The organism is Mesorhizobium sp. M0074, assembly GCF_040322975.1.
Taxonomy (GTDB): Bacteria; Pseudomonadota; Alphaproteobacteria; order Rhizobiales; family Rhizobiaceae; genus Mesorhizobium.
Genome location: NZ_JAMYUM010000001.1, coordinates 418,372 through 433,959, shown reverse-complemented (window position 1 = coordinate 433,959; position 15,588 = coordinate 418,372). Strand labels below are relative to the sequence as shown.

The 15,588-nt window shown below is 63.4% G+C and carries 16 protein-coding genes and 1 pseudogene; 10 read left to right on the top strand and 7 right to left on the bottom strand.

All coding sequences use genetic code 11. The features are described from left to right. Window positions 1-93 precede the first annotated feature (93 nt). Window positions 94-851 (bottom strand): annotated as a pseudogene (locus NKJ73_RS02125) (SDR family oxidoreductase). A 196-nt stretch (window positions 852-1,047) separates the two neighbouring features. Between NKJ73_RS02125 and NKJ73_RS02120 the strand changes: the two are divergent. Continuing rightward, complete coding sequence (locus NKJ73_RS02120; RefSeq protein ID WP_352568180.1) at window positions 1,048-1,788, top strand: hypothetical protein; 741 nt, start codon at window positions 1,048-1,050, stop codon at window positions 1,786-1,788. A gap of 48 nt (window positions 1,789-1,836) precedes the next feature. Here NKJ73_RS02120 and NKJ73_RS02115 read toward each other — a convergent pair whose 3' ends face one another. Next, entirely contained in the window at window positions 1,837-2,211 is a 375-nt protein-coding gene (locus NKJ73_RS02115) for a YrdB family protein (protein WP_352568179.1), read from the bottom strand. A gap of 200 nt (window positions 2,212-2,411) precedes the next feature. Between NKJ73_RS02115 and NKJ73_RS02110 the strand changes: the two genes are divergently transcribed. Genes NKJ73_RS02110 through NKJ73_RS02085 form a run of 6 tightly spaced genes read left to right on the top strand, consistent with a single transcriptional unit; the run spans window position 2,412 to window position 8,219 of the window. After that, the gene (locus tag NKJ73_RS02110; protein ID WP_352568178.1) at window positions 2,412-3,665 is read left to right on the top strand and encodes a sarcosine oxidase subunit beta; all 1,254 of its coding nucleotides are present in this window, start codon (window positions 2,412-2,414) and stop codon (window positions 3,663-3,665) included. Next, complete coding sequence (locus NKJ73_RS02105) at window positions 3,665-4,087, top strand: hypothetical protein (protein ID WP_023675337.1); 423 nt, start codon at window positions 3,665-3,667, stop codon at window positions 4,085-4,087. Before NKJ73_RS02110 ends, NKJ73_RS02105 begins: the two co-directional genes overlap by 1 nt. A gap of 8 nt (window positions 4,088-4,095) precedes the next feature. Then, the gene (locus tag NKJ73_RS02100) at window positions 4,096-4,392 is read left to right on the top strand and encodes a sarcosine oxidase subunit delta (RefSeq protein WP_292519105.1); all 297 of its coding nucleotides are present in this window, start codon (window positions 4,096-4,098) and stop codon (window positions 4,390-4,392) included. After that, the gene (locus NKJ73_RS02095; RefSeq protein WP_352568177.1) at window positions 4,389-7,382 is read left to right on the top strand and encodes a sarcosine oxidase subunit alpha; all 2,994 of its coding nucleotides are present in this window, start codon (window positions 4,389-4,391) and stop codon (window positions 7,380-7,382) included. The genes NKJ73_RS02100 and NKJ73_RS02095 overlap by 4 nt, the downstream gene beginning before the upstream one ends. Next, entirely contained in the window at window positions 7,375-7,953 is a 579-nt protein-coding gene (locus tag NKJ73_RS02090) for a sarcosine oxidase subunit gamma (protein WP_023675340.1), read from the top strand. Before NKJ73_RS02095 ends, NKJ73_RS02090 begins: the two co-directional genes overlap by 8 nt. Before the next feature lie 53 nt (window positions 7,954-8,006). Next, entirely contained in the window at window positions 8,007-8,219 is a 213-nt protein-coding gene (locus tag NKJ73_RS02085; RefSeq protein ID WP_352568176.1) for a hypothetical protein, read from the top strand. A 102-nt stretch (window positions 8,220-8,321) separates the two neighbouring features. On the opposite strand, the gene NKJ73_RS02080 is transcribed toward NKJ73_RS02085, so the two are convergent. Then, on the bottom strand, window positions 8,322-8,561 hold the full coding sequence (locus NKJ73_RS02080) for a DUF680 domain-containing protein (RefSeq protein WP_352469490.1): 240 nt from the start codon (window positions 8,559-8,561) through the stop codon (window positions 8,322-8,324). Between the two features lie 180 nt (window positions 8,562-8,741). Continuing rightward, the gene (locus tag NKJ73_RS02075; protein WP_352568175.1) at window positions 8,742-9,383 is read right to left on the bottom strand and encodes a TetR/AcrR family transcriptional regulator; all 642 of its coding nucleotides are present in this window, start codon (window positions 9,381-9,383) and stop codon (window positions 8,742-8,744) included. 189 nt (window positions 9,384-9,572) lie between these two features. Between NKJ73_RS02075 and NKJ73_RS02070 the strand changes: the two genes are divergently transcribed. Further along, a complete protein-coding gene (locus tag NKJ73_RS02070; RefSeq protein ID WP_352469493.1) occupies window positions 9,573-10,274 on the top strand; it encodes a hypothetical protein in 702 nt (233 codons plus the stop codon). 41 nt (window positions 10,275-10,315) lie between these two features. Here NKJ73_RS02070 and NKJ73_RS02065 read toward each other — a convergent pair whose 3' ends face one another. From NKJ73_RS02065 to NKJ73_RS02055, 3 genes are all read right to left on the bottom strand, one after another. After that, the gene (locus tag NKJ73_RS02065; RefSeq protein WP_031211357.1) at window positions 10,316-10,810 is read right to left on the bottom strand and encodes a MaoC family dehydratase; all 495 of its coding nucleotides are present in this window, start codon (window positions 10,808-10,810) and stop codon (window positions 10,316-10,318) included. Window positions 10,811-10,849: 39 nt separating this feature from the next. After that, window positions 10,850-11,665 (bottom strand): SDR family oxidoreductase, encoded by an 816-nt coding sequence (locus NKJ73_RS02060; RefSeq protein WP_352568174.1) that lies wholly within the window; start codon window positions 11,663-11,665, stop codon window positions 10,850-10,852. A gap of 505 nt (window positions 11,666-12,170) precedes the next feature. Next, window positions 12,171-12,998, bottom strand: coding sequence for a MurR/RpiR family transcriptional regulator (locus NKJ73_RS02055; RefSeq protein WP_352448257.1), 828 nt, complete (start codon window positions 12,996-12,998; stop codon window positions 12,171-12,173). A gap of 145 nt (window positions 12,999-13,143) precedes the next feature. Between NKJ73_RS02055 and NKJ73_RS02050 the strand changes: the two genes are divergently transcribed. Together NKJ73_RS02050 and NKJ73_RS02045 are read left to right on the top strand one after the other, a co-directional pair. Then, window positions 13,144-13,968: an N-formylglutamate amidohydrolase gene (locus NKJ73_RS02050; protein WP_352448256.1), complete on the top strand. Its 825-nt coding sequence runs from the start codon at window positions 13,144-13,146 to the stop codon at window positions 13,966-13,968. Window positions 13,969-13,990: 22 nt separating this feature from the next. Continuing rightward, a complete protein-coding gene (locus tag NKJ73_RS02045) occupies window positions 13,991-15,553 on the top strand; it encodes an amino acid permease (protein WP_352568173.1) in 1,563 nt (520 codons plus the stop codon). Window positions 15,554-15,588: the final 35 nt, after the last annotated feature.

Here is a 15,588-nt window from a genome sequence, read left to right as displayed (position 1 = left end):
GAGGAGAAGACGGAATCGTCAAATCGCCGGGAAAAGCAAGACCGGTTTTTCCGGTATTGCGGCTGGCGGGCCGACGCCGACCGCGAAAACGCTTCACGTGCGGGTGATCGAGACACCGCCGTCGGCGAACAGTGCCGTGCCGGTGGTGAAGCTCGATGCATCGGAAGCCAGGTAAAGCGCCGAGCGGGCGATCTCCTCTGGCTCGGCGACGCGCTTCAAGGCATGCAGGTTTTCGACGAAGGCTCGCGATTCCGGTGTCTTGAACGTTGCCGAAGGCGTGTCGGTGCCGCCGGGCAGCAGCGCGTTGACCCGAACGCCCTTGGCGCCATATTCGGCGGCTAGAACCTGCGTCAGTCCGATCAACCCGGCCTTGCTGGCGGCATAGCTGGTCATGCCGGGCATGCCGACGGTGTGGCCGACGAAAGTGCAGGTGAAGATCAGCGATCCGCCGCCGCGTTCGACCATCGCCGGCACCTGATATTTCGCGCCAAGGAATGCGCTGGTCAGGTTGGTATCCACGTTTCTCGCCAGCCCTCCAGCGAGAGGTCGGAAATCGGACCCATCTCGCCGACCGAACCGGCATTGTTGAAGGCGATATCCAGCCCGCCGAAGTTCTCGACCGCCACCTCGACAAGGGCTTTTGCATGGGCTTCGTCGCGAACATCGCCGGCAAGCGCAACGGCCGTACCGCCGGCGTCCGCGATTTCGGCTACGAGCGCATCGAGTTCGGCCTGGCGGCGGGCCGCGACGACCACCCTGGCGCCTTGCTCGGCAAAGAGCTTTGCCGTGGCGCGGCCGATGCCGGAACTGGCGCCGGTGACGATGGCGACTTTGTTGGCAAGTGTGAACATTTTCTGCATTCTTTTTTCGCGCCGGCTCCGGCCGGCAATTGGATGCTTGGTCGCAAATCGGGGCGGTGCGGACCACCCGATACTTGCGCAGGCATCTGCGAAGATTTCTTGACGCCGGAGGGGCAGAGGGCTACCAAGTCACCATTCAACCTTGCGGGTGGACGCGCCACCCATTCCAATGACCCCCCAAGACATAATGATCAAGTTGTTGGCCCCCGGCTTCGAGGGCGACAGCGAGTTGACGATCGCCCTTCAATCGGAATTTGGCAAAGGCTTTCCCCTTGAAAACCTCCGGCCGCTGGTGACGTCCGGCAACCTTCATACACAGGCCGCTGCCGCGTACTTGGTGGCCGAAGCCAATTCCAAAATGAGTTACAAGATGAATTGCGTCGTCGCGGAGATCGCCGATCTGCTCGACAGTGAATCTTCGGGTATCCGGTTCGACGCGATCGAGGCGCTTCTGGGATGCACGACGCCGGCCGATGGAGCCGTTCTCGGTCGCCTCATGCTGCGGCTGGATGACGAACATGCCGGTGTGCGGTGGAGGGTCGTCCAGTTCATCTGCCTTGCGGAGCGCTGGCAGCTAAGGCTTGCGGTGGAAAATGCCGCTACCCTGCGTCCGGACTCGGCTTTCAAGACACTGGTCAATGCTTATGGTCAATATAACATGCCGAGCGCCAAGGACCTGCCACGGTTGCTCGCGCATCCGGATGCCGTGTTGAGGCGCTTTGCTGCGGCAGTGGCTATTAGGCCGCGCCAGGTGATCGTCGAGCGCTTCGTGGCCATGGTGGAGCAGTCAGACGATGCGGAAATTCGTAAAATCGCCGCCGATTGCCGTGAGGGTTATTTGCGGCCGATCTATGCAATCGGGCCGTGCATCCTGAAGCGTGCTCCGGCTGACCCCTCAAAAGGCGAAGCTCAGAAGAGCGACCAGTGAAAGCACGGCGCAAAACGGCAAGCGCCGTCGCAAACAGGGGCAAGGCGACTATCGCCTAAGCAGCCAGCCGAGCCGATCGAGCGAAAATGCGTAGCTGACAGCGATCAGCAGGGCGACGGCAATGCCGGCTGTCGTGTAACCGGCCAGGTGGAATCCGGCAGCGCCGCCGAACAGGATGACGAGTTCGAGCACCAGCCGCAAACCGCCCGGCACCGGAACCGGCGCCCGCCCCGAGCGGCTCGGATCGTTCGGCACCGCGAAGATTCCCCAGAGCGCGGCGGCAACGAACGGCAATGCCACGGCAAGGATCCAGCGCCACATGCCCGCTGAGAGGCTCCAGCCCGCCATGCCGAGGCCGAGCAAAGCGGCGAGCTCCAGCAAGAAGCGCAATGTCAGATTCCACCAGACGTTACCCACCGCCATAATCCTCCGATCGTCAGGCGACGGATAGCGGTGGAAGGCAATTGCATCAACCTGCCCGGATGCGGCTTTTTCACCACGGCGCAAAACGGCAAGCGCCGTCGCAAACAGTGCAAGGCTGGCAGCACGGTTTCGCTAGTGATACAAGCTCGCGCGCCGGGGTTGGCTGATCTGCCCGGCCGCCATTTGCGAGGCCTGCAACGTTGAAGAAATACTCGGTATTCGCCATCGCCCGCGAGGCCATGCGCGGCCATAAGGGTTGGGAGGAACAGTGGTCCTCGCCGGAGCCGAAGAAGGAGTACGACGTCATCATCGTCGGCGCCGGCGGCCACGGCCTGGCCACCGCCTATTATCTCGCCACCGTGCACGGCATCACCAATGTTGCGGTATTGGAAAAAGGCTGGCTCGGCGGCGGCAATACCGGGCGCAACACCACCATCATCCGCTCGAACTATCTCTACGACGAGAGCGCCGGCATCTACGACCATGCGCTGAAGCTGTGGGACGGGCTCAGCCAGGAGCTCAACTACAACGTCATGTATTCGCCGCGCGGCGTCATGATGCTCGCCCACAACATCCACGACATCCAGGTGCTGAAACGCCACGTCCATGCCAACCGGCTGAACGGCATCGACAATGAATGGCTGACGCCGGAGCAGGCCAAGGAATTCTGCCCGCCGCTCAACATTTCGCCCGGTGCGCGCTATCCGGTGATGGGCGCCTCCCTGCAGCGCCGCGGCGGCACGGCGCGTCACGATGCGGTTGCCTGGGGCTATGCGCGCGGCGCCTCGGCGCGCGGCGTCCACATCATCCAGAATTGCGAGGTCACCGGCGTCAAACGGGCGCCGAACGGCGCGGTCACCGGTGTCGAGACGACGCGCGGCTTCATCGGTGCCAGGAAGGTCGGCGTGGTTGCCGCCGGGCACTCATCGGTGATCATGAACATGGCTGGCGTGCGCATGCCGCTGGAAAGCTATCCGCTGCAGGCGCTGGTGTCGGAGCCGGTCAAGCCGGTGGTGCCTTGCGTGGTGATGTCGAACACCGTGCATGCCTATATCTCGCAATCCGACAAGGGCGAACTGGTCATCGGCGCCGGCACCGACCAGTATGTCTCCTATTCGCAGACCGGCGGGCTGCACATTTTGCAGCATACGCTGGACGCCATCTGCGAGATGTTCCCGATCTTCACGCGCATGAAGATGCTGCGCTCATGGGGCGGCATCGTCGATGTGACGCCGGACCGTTCGCCGATCCTGGCCAAGACGCCGGTGCCCGGCCTCTATGTCAATTGCGGCTGGGGCACAGGCGGCTTCAAGGCGACGCCGGGTTCGGGCCATGTCTTTGCCCACACGATCGCCAGGGACGATCCGCACCCGATCAACGCGCCCTTCACCATCGAGCGCTTCCGCACCGGCCGCCTCATCGACGAGGCGGCGGCGGCAGCGGTGGCGCACTGATGATGACCGAGATGGCCGTCGCTATGCCGCTGATGCTCGCCGGCGAGCAAGGCCTGTTCCATATCCCCACGCCAGAGGAGGTGCGCCTGCAGCCCATCAGCCGCGCCGGCAATGAAGCGGATTGGCCGTTTTCCGTCGACGAGGGTGTACTCGCCTGCGCCTGGAGCGCCGGTCAGAGAGTGGTCACCTTTATGGAGAACCGGCCAGCCGATCTCGAGGAAGGCGAAAAATTCGAGCGGCGCTACGTCATCGTGACGACCGAACCGATGACGCTTTCGGTCGGCAATATGGCGTATCGCGACCTTTTCCGCCCGGTAGCCAGCATCGAGGAGCGCATCCGGCTGGTGGCGCCCTTCGTGACGATGGGCCAGAGGCTTTGCGACCAACCTGCCGGCGCTCGCGTCGGCCACGGCGAACTGTAGGACCAACCATGCTTCTCATCCGCTGCCCCTATTGCGAGGAAGAGCGTCCGGAGCTCGAATTCCGCAACGCCGGCGAGGCGCATATCGCGCGATCCCCAAACATCGCCGGCGAGAGCGACGACGATTTTGAAAAGTTCTTTTTCATCCGCTCCAATCCCAAGGGGATCATCTATGAGCGCTGGCGGCACATGCATGGCTGTGCGCGGTTCTTCAATGCCGTGCGCGACACCGTCAGCGACAGGTTCCTGATGACTTACAAGGCCGGTGAACCGAAGCCCACCAAGCTGCCGGGAGCCGCCAAATGAGCGCCACGTTCCGCATTGCCGGCGCCGGGCGGCTCAAACAGGCAAAGATAGCTGGCTTCAGCTTCGACGGCCGCCCCTATACCGGCATCGAGGGCGATACGTTGGCCTCGGCGCTGCTTGCAAACGGCGTCCATCTCGTCGGCCGCTCGTTCAAGTACCACCGGCCGCGCGGTTTTCTGTCGGCCGGCGCCGAAGAGCCGAACGCGCTGGTCGAGATCAAGCGCGACGCGGCACGCAAGACGCCGAACGTGCGTGCCACGGTGCAGGAACTCTATGACGGATTGACCGCACAGTCGCAGAACCGCTGGCCGTCGCTCGCTTTCGACATCGGTGCCGTCAGCAGTATTGCCTCGCCGATGCTTTCGGCCGGCTTCTACTACAAGACGTTCATGTGGCCGAAGGCCGCGTGGAAAAACCTCTACGAGCCCAAGATCCGCGCCGCCGCCGGTCTCGGCGTCGCTCCTGACCAGCCGGATCCCGACCACTATTCGGCGCGCTTCGCCCATTGCGAGGTGCTGGTGCTTGGCGGCGGTGCCGCGGGCATCGCCGCGGCATTGGCCGCGGCCGAGACCGGCGCGCGCGTTATCCTTGCCGACGAGCAGGCGGAATTCGGCGGCAGTCTGCGCTTCGAGAGCGGTGCCCGGATCGACGGCCAGGACGGTTTTGCCTGGGCGCAATCGGCTCTCGCCAAGTTGAGCGCGATGGACAATGTCCGCGTGCTGCCGCGTACCACGGCCTTCGGCTATTACGCGCAGAATTTCGTCGGCCTGGTCGAGCGCGTCAGCGACCATCTGCAGAACCCCGGCCGCGACCTGCCGCGCGAGCGGCTGTGGCAGATTCGCGCCAAACGCGTGGTGCTGGCGACCGGCGCCATCGAGCGCCACATGGTGTTTGCCGACAACGACCGGCCGGGCATCATGCTGGCGTCGGCGGCGCGCACCTATCTCAACCATTACGGCGTCGCCGTCGGCAGGAATGTCGGCGTCTATACGGCGAACGATTCCGCCTATGCGGCGGCGATCGACCTGAAAAAGGCCGGCATCAACATAGCGGCGATTGTCGACCTGCGCGACAACCCGACCGGGCCGGCGATCGACGAGGCGAGGGCGCTCGGCATCGAGGTCAATTTCGGCCGCGCGGTGATCCGCGCCGGCGGCAAATTGCGGGTGTCGTCGATGACTGTGCAGCCGAAGAATGGCGGCGGCGAGCGCACCATGCCGGTTGACGCGATTCTGATGTCGGCCGGCTGGACGCCATCGGTGCATCTGTTCTCGCAATCGCGCGGCAAGGTCGCCTTCAATGACGAGACCAAGCGCTTCGTGCCCGGAATTTATGCGCAGGACTGCGTCTCGGTCGGCGCCTGCAACGGTACCGACGGGCTGTCGGCGACGATCGACGAGGCCTATGCAGCGGGCGCCAAGGCGGCCAAGGACGCCGGCAGCAGGCCGGCCAAGGGCACCAAGCCGAAGGTCGACGCTGGCGAGAGCTGGTCGCGCGGCATGCTGGGTGCAGCACCCGGTGCCGGAGCGGAGACGACGGTCAAGGCCTTTGTCGACTTCCAGAACGACGTCACCGCCAAGGACATCCGCCAGGCAGTGCATGAGGGCATGCGCTCGATCGAGCACGTCAAGCGCTTCACCACCAATGGCATGGCGACCGACCAGGGCAAGACCTCCAACATGCACGGCCTGGCGATTGCCGCCGAGACGTTGGGCAAGCCGATCCCGCAGGTCGGGCTGACGACGTTCCGCGCGCCCTATACGCCGGTGACATTCGGCTCGATCGTCGGGCACGCGCGGGGTCCGCTGTTCGACCCGACCCGCAAGACCGCGATCCATCCCTGGGCCGAGCGCCAGGGCGCTGTATTCGAGGATGTCGGCCAATGGAAGCGCGCCTGGTATTTCCCGAAGCCGGGCGAGGACACACATGCCGCCGTCGACCGCGAATGCGTCACGGTGCGCAAGACAGCCGGCCTGTTTGACGCCTCGACGCTGGGCAAGATCGAGGTGGTCGGGCCGGATGCGGCCAAATTCATGGAACTGCTCTACACCAATCCATGGGAGAAGCTCGAGCCCGGCCGCTGCCGTTACGGCATCATGCTGCGCGAGGACGGCTTCATCTATGACGACGGTGTCGTCGGCAGGCTTGCACCCGACCGTTTCCATGTGACGACGACGACCGGCGGCGCGCCGCGCGTCATGAACCATATGGAAGACTATCTCCAGACCGAGTTCCCGCATCTCAACGTCTGGCTGACCTCGATCACCGAGCAATGGGCGGTGATTGCCGTGCAGGGACCGAAGTCTCGCGACATCATTGCGCCGCTGGTCGAGGGCATCGACATGTCGGATGAGGCGCTGCCGCATATGTCCGTGCGCGAAGGCCGGATCTGCGGCGTGCCGACCAGGCTGTTTCGCATGTCGTTCAGCGGTGAGCGCGGCTTCGAGGTCAACGTGCCGGCCGATTACGGCGAGGCAGTCTGGGAAGCGCTATGGGCCGAGGGCCAGAAGCATGGCGCCTGTGCTTACGGCACCGAGTCCATGCATGTGCTGCGCGCTGAAAAGGGCTACATCATCGTCGGCCAGGATACCGACGGCACGGTGACGCCGAACGATGCCGGGCTCGACTGGGCCGTCGGCAAGAAGAAGACCGACTTCGTCGGCATTCGCGGCATGGCGCGGCCGGACCTGGTCGCCAAGGGCCGCAAGCAGCTTGTCGGCCTGAAGACCAGGGATCCCAAGGTGGTGCTGGAGGAGGGCGCGCAGATCGTGGCGGACCCGAAGCAGGCAATCCCGATGAAGATGATTGGCCATGTCACCTCGAGCTATTGGTCGCAAAATTGCGGCCGCTCGATCGCGCTGGGGCTGGTCGCCGGCGGCCGCGGTCGCACGGGCGAGACGCTCTATGTGCCGATGCCGGACCGGGTGATCGAGGTGGAGGTCACCAGCATGGTGTTCTTCGACGAGAAGGGGGAGCGCCTCAATGGCTAAGGCCGCTTTGAAAACCGACGCCGCCGGACCCTCAGTCGAACGCCGTCCAGCTCTCGCCGGCCAGTCGCTTTCCGCCGCCGGCGTTACACTTGCCGTGCTGCCGCCGGCCGAGCGCATATCGCTGCGCGCGCCGGAAGCCTCGATTGCCGCACTTTCGAAAGCGCTCGGCGTCGTCCTGCCGCAAAGGCCGAAAACCTCGGCGGCAAAGGCCGGACGCACGGCCTTGTGGCTCGGGCCGGACGAATGGCTGGTCATCGACGAGAGCGGAAAAGATCCGCTCGCCGACTGCGCCAGCATTTCCGTACTGCATTCGGCGGTCGGCATCTCGCACCGCAACGTCGCCATATCGGTTACCGGTCCGGCTGCCGCGGCGACGATCAATGCCGGCTGCCCGCAGGATCTGTCGCTCGACGCCTTTCCGGTCGGGGCGGCGTCGCGTACCATTCTCGGCAAGGTCGAAATCGTGCTGTTGCGCACGGCGGCCGACGCGTTCCGCGTCGAATGCTGGCGTTCCTTTTCCGATTATGTCTTTACTTTTCTGTCGGAGGCAGCGCGCGACGCGGCAGCATAGGCATGTTCGCCGCGCCCGACCTTTCTGCGACAGCGAGCCGAGGGAGAATGCAAATGCCGCCGAACTCCGCGCCGAAGACGCCGGCCGTGCGCTCTTTCGAAGACGAGCAGCGCACTGGGACGGATATCGAAGAGGAACTCGAGGAAGGCCTCGAGGATACATTCCCGGCCAGCGATCCGGTGTCGATCACCGGAACGGCCATTCCCGGCGCACCTGCAAGACCCGGCAAGCCCAAAAGCGTGGTGGGACAGAAGCGCAAGAAGTGATCTGCGCGGGGTGACAAAAAGCAGGGCTGAGGCCGGCACGATGGGCGGCCGGAAATTGCTGCCGCCCTTTCGGTTCATCACCGCGTGTTGTCGCCCGTCGGCTCAGAAGCTGCTTGGCACGATCCACGGGTCGATGCCGATGCCGAGCCTCGGGCCCTTGCTGCCGGCCTTGTGGGCCGCGGCGTCCGCCTTTTCAAGCGATCCGGTCGGCGCGCAATCGAGCTTCACATCAGCCTTGGTGTCGATGCAGGCCGCTTCTTGCTTGCCTGTCTGACTGCTGCCGGCAAATGCGGCGCTAGAGAGCGCCAGCAGGGCGGCGAGCGTGAGGATTGCCTTCTTCATGGTCTGTCTCCGGTTTCCAGTTATTGGATTCGTACATGTACGGCATTGCGTACAGATACGCCCAGGACTTAGGGAGTTCAAGCAAAATCGTACATGTACGGAGAAATTGAGCGCAGGAATTGCCGGACGCTCGGCGCCGGAGCGTTCGGAGAAATTACAGATCGGGAGGAGCGCCGCTCTTCAGCAGTTGACCGGCGGCGTGAGCGGCGCAATCTCGTGCGCGGCGATGGCTTCGAGCATGATGTCGCCGATCCGTGTGATGAACGTCGACTGGTCGCCGAATGGGTAGAACGGGAAGGTGATCAGCAGCGAGATGGCGCCGTGGCCGACCGCCCACAGCATGGTGGCGATGGCGCGTGGATCGCCTTTGAGCCTGCCGGCGGCAACGCAGGCTTCGACCCTCTCGATCAGCACTTTCATCGCCGGGTTGCCGCCTTCCATTTCGGCAAAAGTCTTTCCGGTCGGCGGCCTGACTTTTTCGGTCATGAAGACGGTGCGGTACTCGTTGGGATTTTCCAGCCCGAAGGCGGCGTATTCGACAAGCACCGCCTTGAGCGCCTCGATCGGGTCGTCGGCCGTATGATTTGCGATGCGCCTGGCCAGGGTCTCGAAGGCATCTTCGGCCAGCGCGAACAGGATGTCCTGCTTGTCGGCGAAATAGGAATAGACCGACATCGGCGCATAGCCAACGCGCTTGGCGAGCTTGCGGATGGTGAGGCCGTCATAGCCTTCTTCCTGGACAAGCTTGTGCGCGGCGTCGACAAGTTCGGAACGCAGTTCGGCCTTTTGTTTTTCGCGGCGCTCCTGGACGCTTAGCTGCAACTTTCTACTGCCTTATGACTGATGCTGGATGCAGCATATATACGCTGTACGGCGTCGGGCAAGGGCGGTGTGAAGCAGAGGCTTGACCTCACAAAACGATGTAACCAGGCAATAAAGCCGGCAACATCGGACTGTTACAGACGAAGACTAATTCGCGGCTCTGCAAAAATTTCGTTTCGGGAGGCCGTTATGACCGGAACTGAGCTTTCGTCCGGCGTGCCGGACGTGGACCCGCTTTCTCATCGCGCCAGGATGGCGCTCAGGCGTGTCGTCATGGTCGCATGGCTGGCGATCGCGCTCGGCTTCGCCATGGAAGCTCTCATTCTGACCGTCAGATTTGCGGCAGGTGCCTACCCGGCGACGACGCAGGTTCTGATCGAACTGGCGCAAGGCGTGACCTGGTCGTTCTTCGTCTGCGCCGGCGTCAGCCTCGGCACGGCGCTCACCAAGGTGCGAGCCTCGCTCGGTGGCCTGATCGGTGCGATTTCGGCGCCACTGGCGATGGGCATCGCCAAAGGGACGCAAAAGGTTATGGTCAGCGCGCTGGACGCGGCGGCAAAGCCGGCCATCCTGTCGCTCACGACGCTCGGTGTGCTGCGGGCGATCGAATACGGGCTGCTCGGCTGGGCACTGGCGTCGTTGGCATCGAAGGAAGAACCGCGTCCGCTCCATTTCGCGCTGGCAGGCGCCCTGATAGGCGCGGTATTCGGCGGCGGCATCACGGTGCTGACCATCGAGACGGCCGCGGCGAACGACGCTGCTCTCGCAATGCCACAGGCGATCGCAACCGGCCTCAACGAGATCGTGTTCCCAATCGGTTGTTCACTGGTCGTCTACATTGCGCTGCAGGTCAGCCGTCACATGAAGTACGTCGCGGCCGAAGCTAAATAGATTTGGCACAGATAGATTTGGGCTTCTCCGCCCGACGAGAGTCAGACCGCTTCCGGCTGGCGTTCGATCAGCGTCAGCGTCAGCCAGCGCGCGGTCAGCGCCGGTTTTTTCGAGCCCTCGATCTCGATCGTCACGTCGTGCGCCGTTTGCACCCACCCCGACGGCCTGACCTTGACGTCGGCCAGCACGAAACGGGTGCGGATGCGCGAGCCGGTCTTCACCGGCGCCAGGAAGCGCAGCGAATCGAAGCCGTGATTGACGCCCATCTTGCTGTTTTCCAGCGGCGGCATGGTTTCGAAGGTCATCGCCGACAACAGCGAAAGCGACAGGAAGCCATGCGCGATGGTGCCGCCGAACGGCGTTTCGCGGCTGGCACGTTCCGGATCGCAATGGATGAACTGATGGTCGTCGGTGGCATCGGCGAACTGGTCGATCATGCGCTGGGTGACGACCCGCCATGGCGACACGCCGACTTCCTTGCCGACGTTGGCCAGAAGCACATCGAGACTGATCGGTTCCACGCTGATGTCCTCCATCTTCACCCCCGGCATTTCACTCGCCGGATGGCGTGCGTCTCATTCCTTGAACAATGTCAGCCCGTGTTGCACCGACTGCCCGCCATCGATCGGCAGGATGGCGCCGGTGACATAGCTGCCGGCCCGGCTGCACAAATAGAGCGTTGCGCCGGCAATGTCATCCGGTACGCCGATGCGGCCGATCGGAACGCGGTTGCCGATATGTCTTGCCTGGTCCTCGGTGCCGGTGGCGAAGGCCGTCATCCGGCTCTGGAAAGGGCCAGGCGCAAAGGCGTTGACGGTGATGCGGCGGGCGGCGAACTCGATTGCCAGGATGCGCGTCAGGTGGTGAACCGCGGCCTTCGAGGCCGAGTAGGAGTAGGCATCTTCGGCCGAAGGCTGCGTGCCCATCACCGATCCAAGATTGATCACCCGGGCCGGGTCGGCGTCGCTGGCGGCGGCCTCGAGCAGAGGCAGCAATTCGCGCGTCAGGTGGAAGACCGCGGTGACGTTGACGCCGAACACCTTGGCCCAGGCATGGTAGGGAAAGCTTTCCAGCGGCGCGCCCCAGGAGATGCCGGCATTGTTGACCAGGATATGCAGCCGCTCGGTCCGCGCCCTGACCTCGGCCACAAGCGCCGCAATGCCGGCCTCGCTGGAGACGTCGCCGGCAAAACCTTCCGCCCGGCCGGATGCGCCAAGGCCGTTCAACTCGCCCGCTACCCTGACGCAATCCTCGCTCTTGCGCGAGGCGATCATCACCGAGGCGCCGGCCATGACCAGAGCGGTCGCCGCCATGCGGCCGATGCCGGTCGCGGCGCCGGTGACCAGCGCCGTCTTGCCGGCGACTGAGAACAGCTCGTCCAGATAGCTCATCGTACCCTCCGTGCAGTTCACCGCGCTTTGGTTCAAGGAAGCGGCTTCACGTCGACAAGGCTAGCCGAACTTCGATCATGCTTGCCATGGGTAAAGTAGCTGGGGTGGGGCACGCTTAGCGGCTGAATGGTTAAGCCCGAAATGCAAGGTGGTCATTCGGCCGTGACATGGGTCGGATGAATGATGCGGCCGTGCCCGTTGGCGAGCACCTTGGTAAGCTGTTCATTTCGTGCGTGAACCAGTCGTCGTTACTCCTCCGCCCCAGCCGCAGGCGGGTCTTGAGGAGTTGGGAGGTGGCCGAGCAGTGGGGCGGGACTGACATTCGTATTCGTGGACGGGGACTATGCTTTCGGGGGGAAAGCCATGGGTAAGAAGCAACGCACCGTCCTGCTGGCAGCGGTTTTTGCGACTGTATTTGGCGTCTTTTTGCTGATCCTGATTCTGCAGATGATCAGTTTTTTAGTGGACTAGACCGAAGCGAAATGCGTCCCTTTCCGGAGGGGCACTACCGCAGGCTTTCCAGTTCGCGGATGCGTTTGGCGCCGTCGGCTTCGAGCTGCCTTGTGACCGCGCCGATCAGCGCTTCGGCAACGACGAAAAGTGCGGCGGATGAGTCCCAGGCCGAAGGCACTGCGGTGCGCCCGGCGATGACGTGGCGGGCGAAGCGGGCGATCGGCGACAGCCACTGGTCGGTAAACAGCACGATCTGCACGCCGCGCTGGTTGGCGGTCTCGGCGAAACGGACGAGGCTGTCCTGATAGCGCCTGATGTCGAAGATCACCAGCACGTCGCGCTTACCCATGTCGATCAGTCGGTCGCGCCAGACGCTTTCCTGCCCGCCGAGGTGAAAAACGTTGGGCTGGATGATGGCGAGGTGGGCGGCCATGTAGCGCGCCAGCGGGTCGGTGAAGCGGCCGCCGATCAAGAATGTCTTGCCGCGCCGGTCGGCCAGCTTGGCGACGATGTCGGCAAGCTGCTTGTCCGAGAGATGCCGGAATGTCTCGCGCATATTGTCGAGCGTCGCCTCCAGCATCGGCGAGACGGCGCTGGCGCCCTGCGATGGCGGATTGAGCGTGCGCGAGGCCGGCGACTGCAATTGCGCCGCCAGTTCGTCTTGCAGCGTCGACTGGAATTCCGGATAGTTCTGGAAGCCGAGCCGGGCGACGAAACGCAGGATCGTCGGCGACGACACGCCGGCGGCAGCCGAGAATTCGGCGACCGTCTTCAGCCCGATCAGCGGATAGCTGGCGATCAGCGTTTGTGCTGCGCGCCGCTCGCCTGCCGGCATGGTGCCCATGCGGTCGGAGATCAGTTCGGCAATGCTGGAAACCATGTTTTTCCCCACCCTGGCCGTGCCGTTACCGCATTATCGAAATCGCGTTTGACAAAGCCGGCCAAACTGTATGAAATCATCCGCAGGGACGCAATGAGGCAAAATACGTAACATACGATACAGCGCTCCCCGGGGACAGCAGACAATGGAGACAGCACGGCCCGCCAGCCTTGCATCGCCTGAAACCGTAAGGGTGACGAACCCCGGCGGATCGAGCCCCTTCGTGCTGACCTGCGACCACGCCTCCAATTTCCTGCCACCGGAATTCGGAACGCTCGGCCTTGCCGCCGAGGATCTTTCCCGCCACATCGCCTGGGATCCCGGCGCCTTGCCGGTGGCGCGCCGCATGGCCGAGGCGCTCGATGCGACGCTGGTCGAGACCTGCATCTCGCGGCTCATCATCGACTGCAACCGCCCGCTCGACGCGCCGGACCTGATAGTGACGGTCAGCGCCAGCGAAAAAACCGTGGTCCCGGCCAACCAGGGACTTTCGGCCGACCAGCGGGAGGCGCGCATCGCGCTGGCGTGGCGACCGTTTCACGAGCGGATCGCAACGGTCATCGACGAGCGCCTGGCGGCCGGGCGGGAGACCAGGCTGGTCTCGATCCATTCCTTCACGCCGCTCTACAAAGGCAAAAGCCGGCCCTGGCACATCGGCATCATCCACGACGAGGATCGCCGGCTGGCGGCGCCGCTGATCGCGACACTGAAGCGGCTTGCCGGCGTCAGCGTCGGCGTCAACGAACCCTATTCGCCGGCCGACCGGGTCTATTTCACGCTGGAACGCCATGCGCGCTCGCGCGGGCTGCCCTGCGCAATGATTGAAATCCGCAACGACGAGATCGCCGGCGCGGCCGGGCAGCGGAAATGGGCGGATCTGCTCACCGGTATTTTTCTCAATCTGGAGCCCGAAGCGGCCAAGGCCTCCAGACCAAGCGCAGTCGGAAAGTCAGTTCAATCGGCCAGCTAAGAAACCAAAAGGGGACTTTAAAATGGTAGCACCGGGTTACAGCGAAGTTGACAAGAAGGAGGACCTGAAAGTTCTCCACGGAATGGGCTATGCTCAGGAACTGTCGCGAAGCATGAGCCGCTTCTCGAATTTCGCGATCTCGTTCTCGATCATCTGCATCCTCTCAGGCGGCATCAATTCCTTCGCGCAAGCGACGTCGTCCATCGGTGGCGCCGGCGCTGGCATCGGCTGGATCGTCGGGTGCATGGTTTCGGGATTTTTCGCGCTCGCCATGGCCCAGATCGCCTCTGCATTTCCGACCGCCGGCGGCCTCTATCACTGGGCATCCATCCTAGGGAACCGTTTCACTGGCTGGCTCACCGCATGGCTCAATCTGCTCGGCCTGATCACCGTGCTCGGCGCCATCAACATCGGTACTGCTTTCTTCTTCGTCGGCACTTTCGGCGGAGCCTTCGGCATGACCGGCACGCCTGGTGAGATCGTCGGGTTTGTCGCGTTCATCACCGTGTTGCAGGCGCTGCTCAATCATTTCGGCATCAAATTGACGGCTATGTTGACGGACGCCTCCGGCTTCCTGATCCTGGCAACGACAGCCGTGCTGATCGTCGCCTGCCTGATGTTTGCTCCAGCGATCGACATTACGCGGCTGTGGACGTTCACGAACTATTCGGGCGACGCGGGCGGCGGTGTTTTCCCGCAGTCCGATTCCATGACGTATCTCTTCCTGCTCTGCCTGCTACTGCCGGTTTACACCATCACTGGCTATGACGCGTCGGCGCATACTTCGGAAGAAACGTTGAGGGCGGCGCACTCGGTTCCGCGGGCAATCGTTTCGTCCGTAGTCTGGTCGTCGCTGATCGGCTGGGTGATGCTGTGCGCGATCGTACTGGCGATTCCGGATCTGGCGGCCGGCGCCAAGCAGGGCTGGAGCGTGTTCTTCGCCACGATGGACGCGATCTTGCCGGCGTGGCTGAAGACACTGCTCTATCTGGGCATCCTGATCGCGCAGTTCCTCTGCGGTCTGGCAACGGTCACCTCTGCCTCGCGCATGCTTTTCGCCTTCTCGCGTGACGGCGGCATGCCGGTCGGCTCGGCCTCGCTAGCCAAGGTCAGCCCGACCTGGCGCACGCCGGTCAATGCGATTTGGACGGCTGCTGTGCTCGAGGTCATCTATGTCTTTCTTGCCCAGTTCATCTCGGTCGGCGGCACGAACATCTATACCATCGTCGTCAATTCGACACTGGTGTTCCTGTTTCTGTCCTTCATCATTCCGATCGTGCTCGGCATGATGGCTTTCGGAACGGAAAAATGGCCGAACCCCGGCCCATGGAACCTCGGCGCCGGCCTGTTCAAGCTGTTTTGCATCCTGTCGGTCATCGGCATGGCGATCATCTTCTACATCGCCATCCAGCCGCCGAACGACAAAGTGCTCTATATCACCCTGGGCTTCATTGTGCTGACCGCGGTGCTTTGGTTCGGTTTCGAGAACCGCCGCTTCCAGGGTCCGCCCATTGGCGACCAGATCGCAAAGCGCCAGGCGGCAATCAAGGCAGCCGAGGTAGCCATAGGCGAAGCCGGCGCCTGACGCCCTCTCATGACCATGGCCGGCATTCGCGCCGG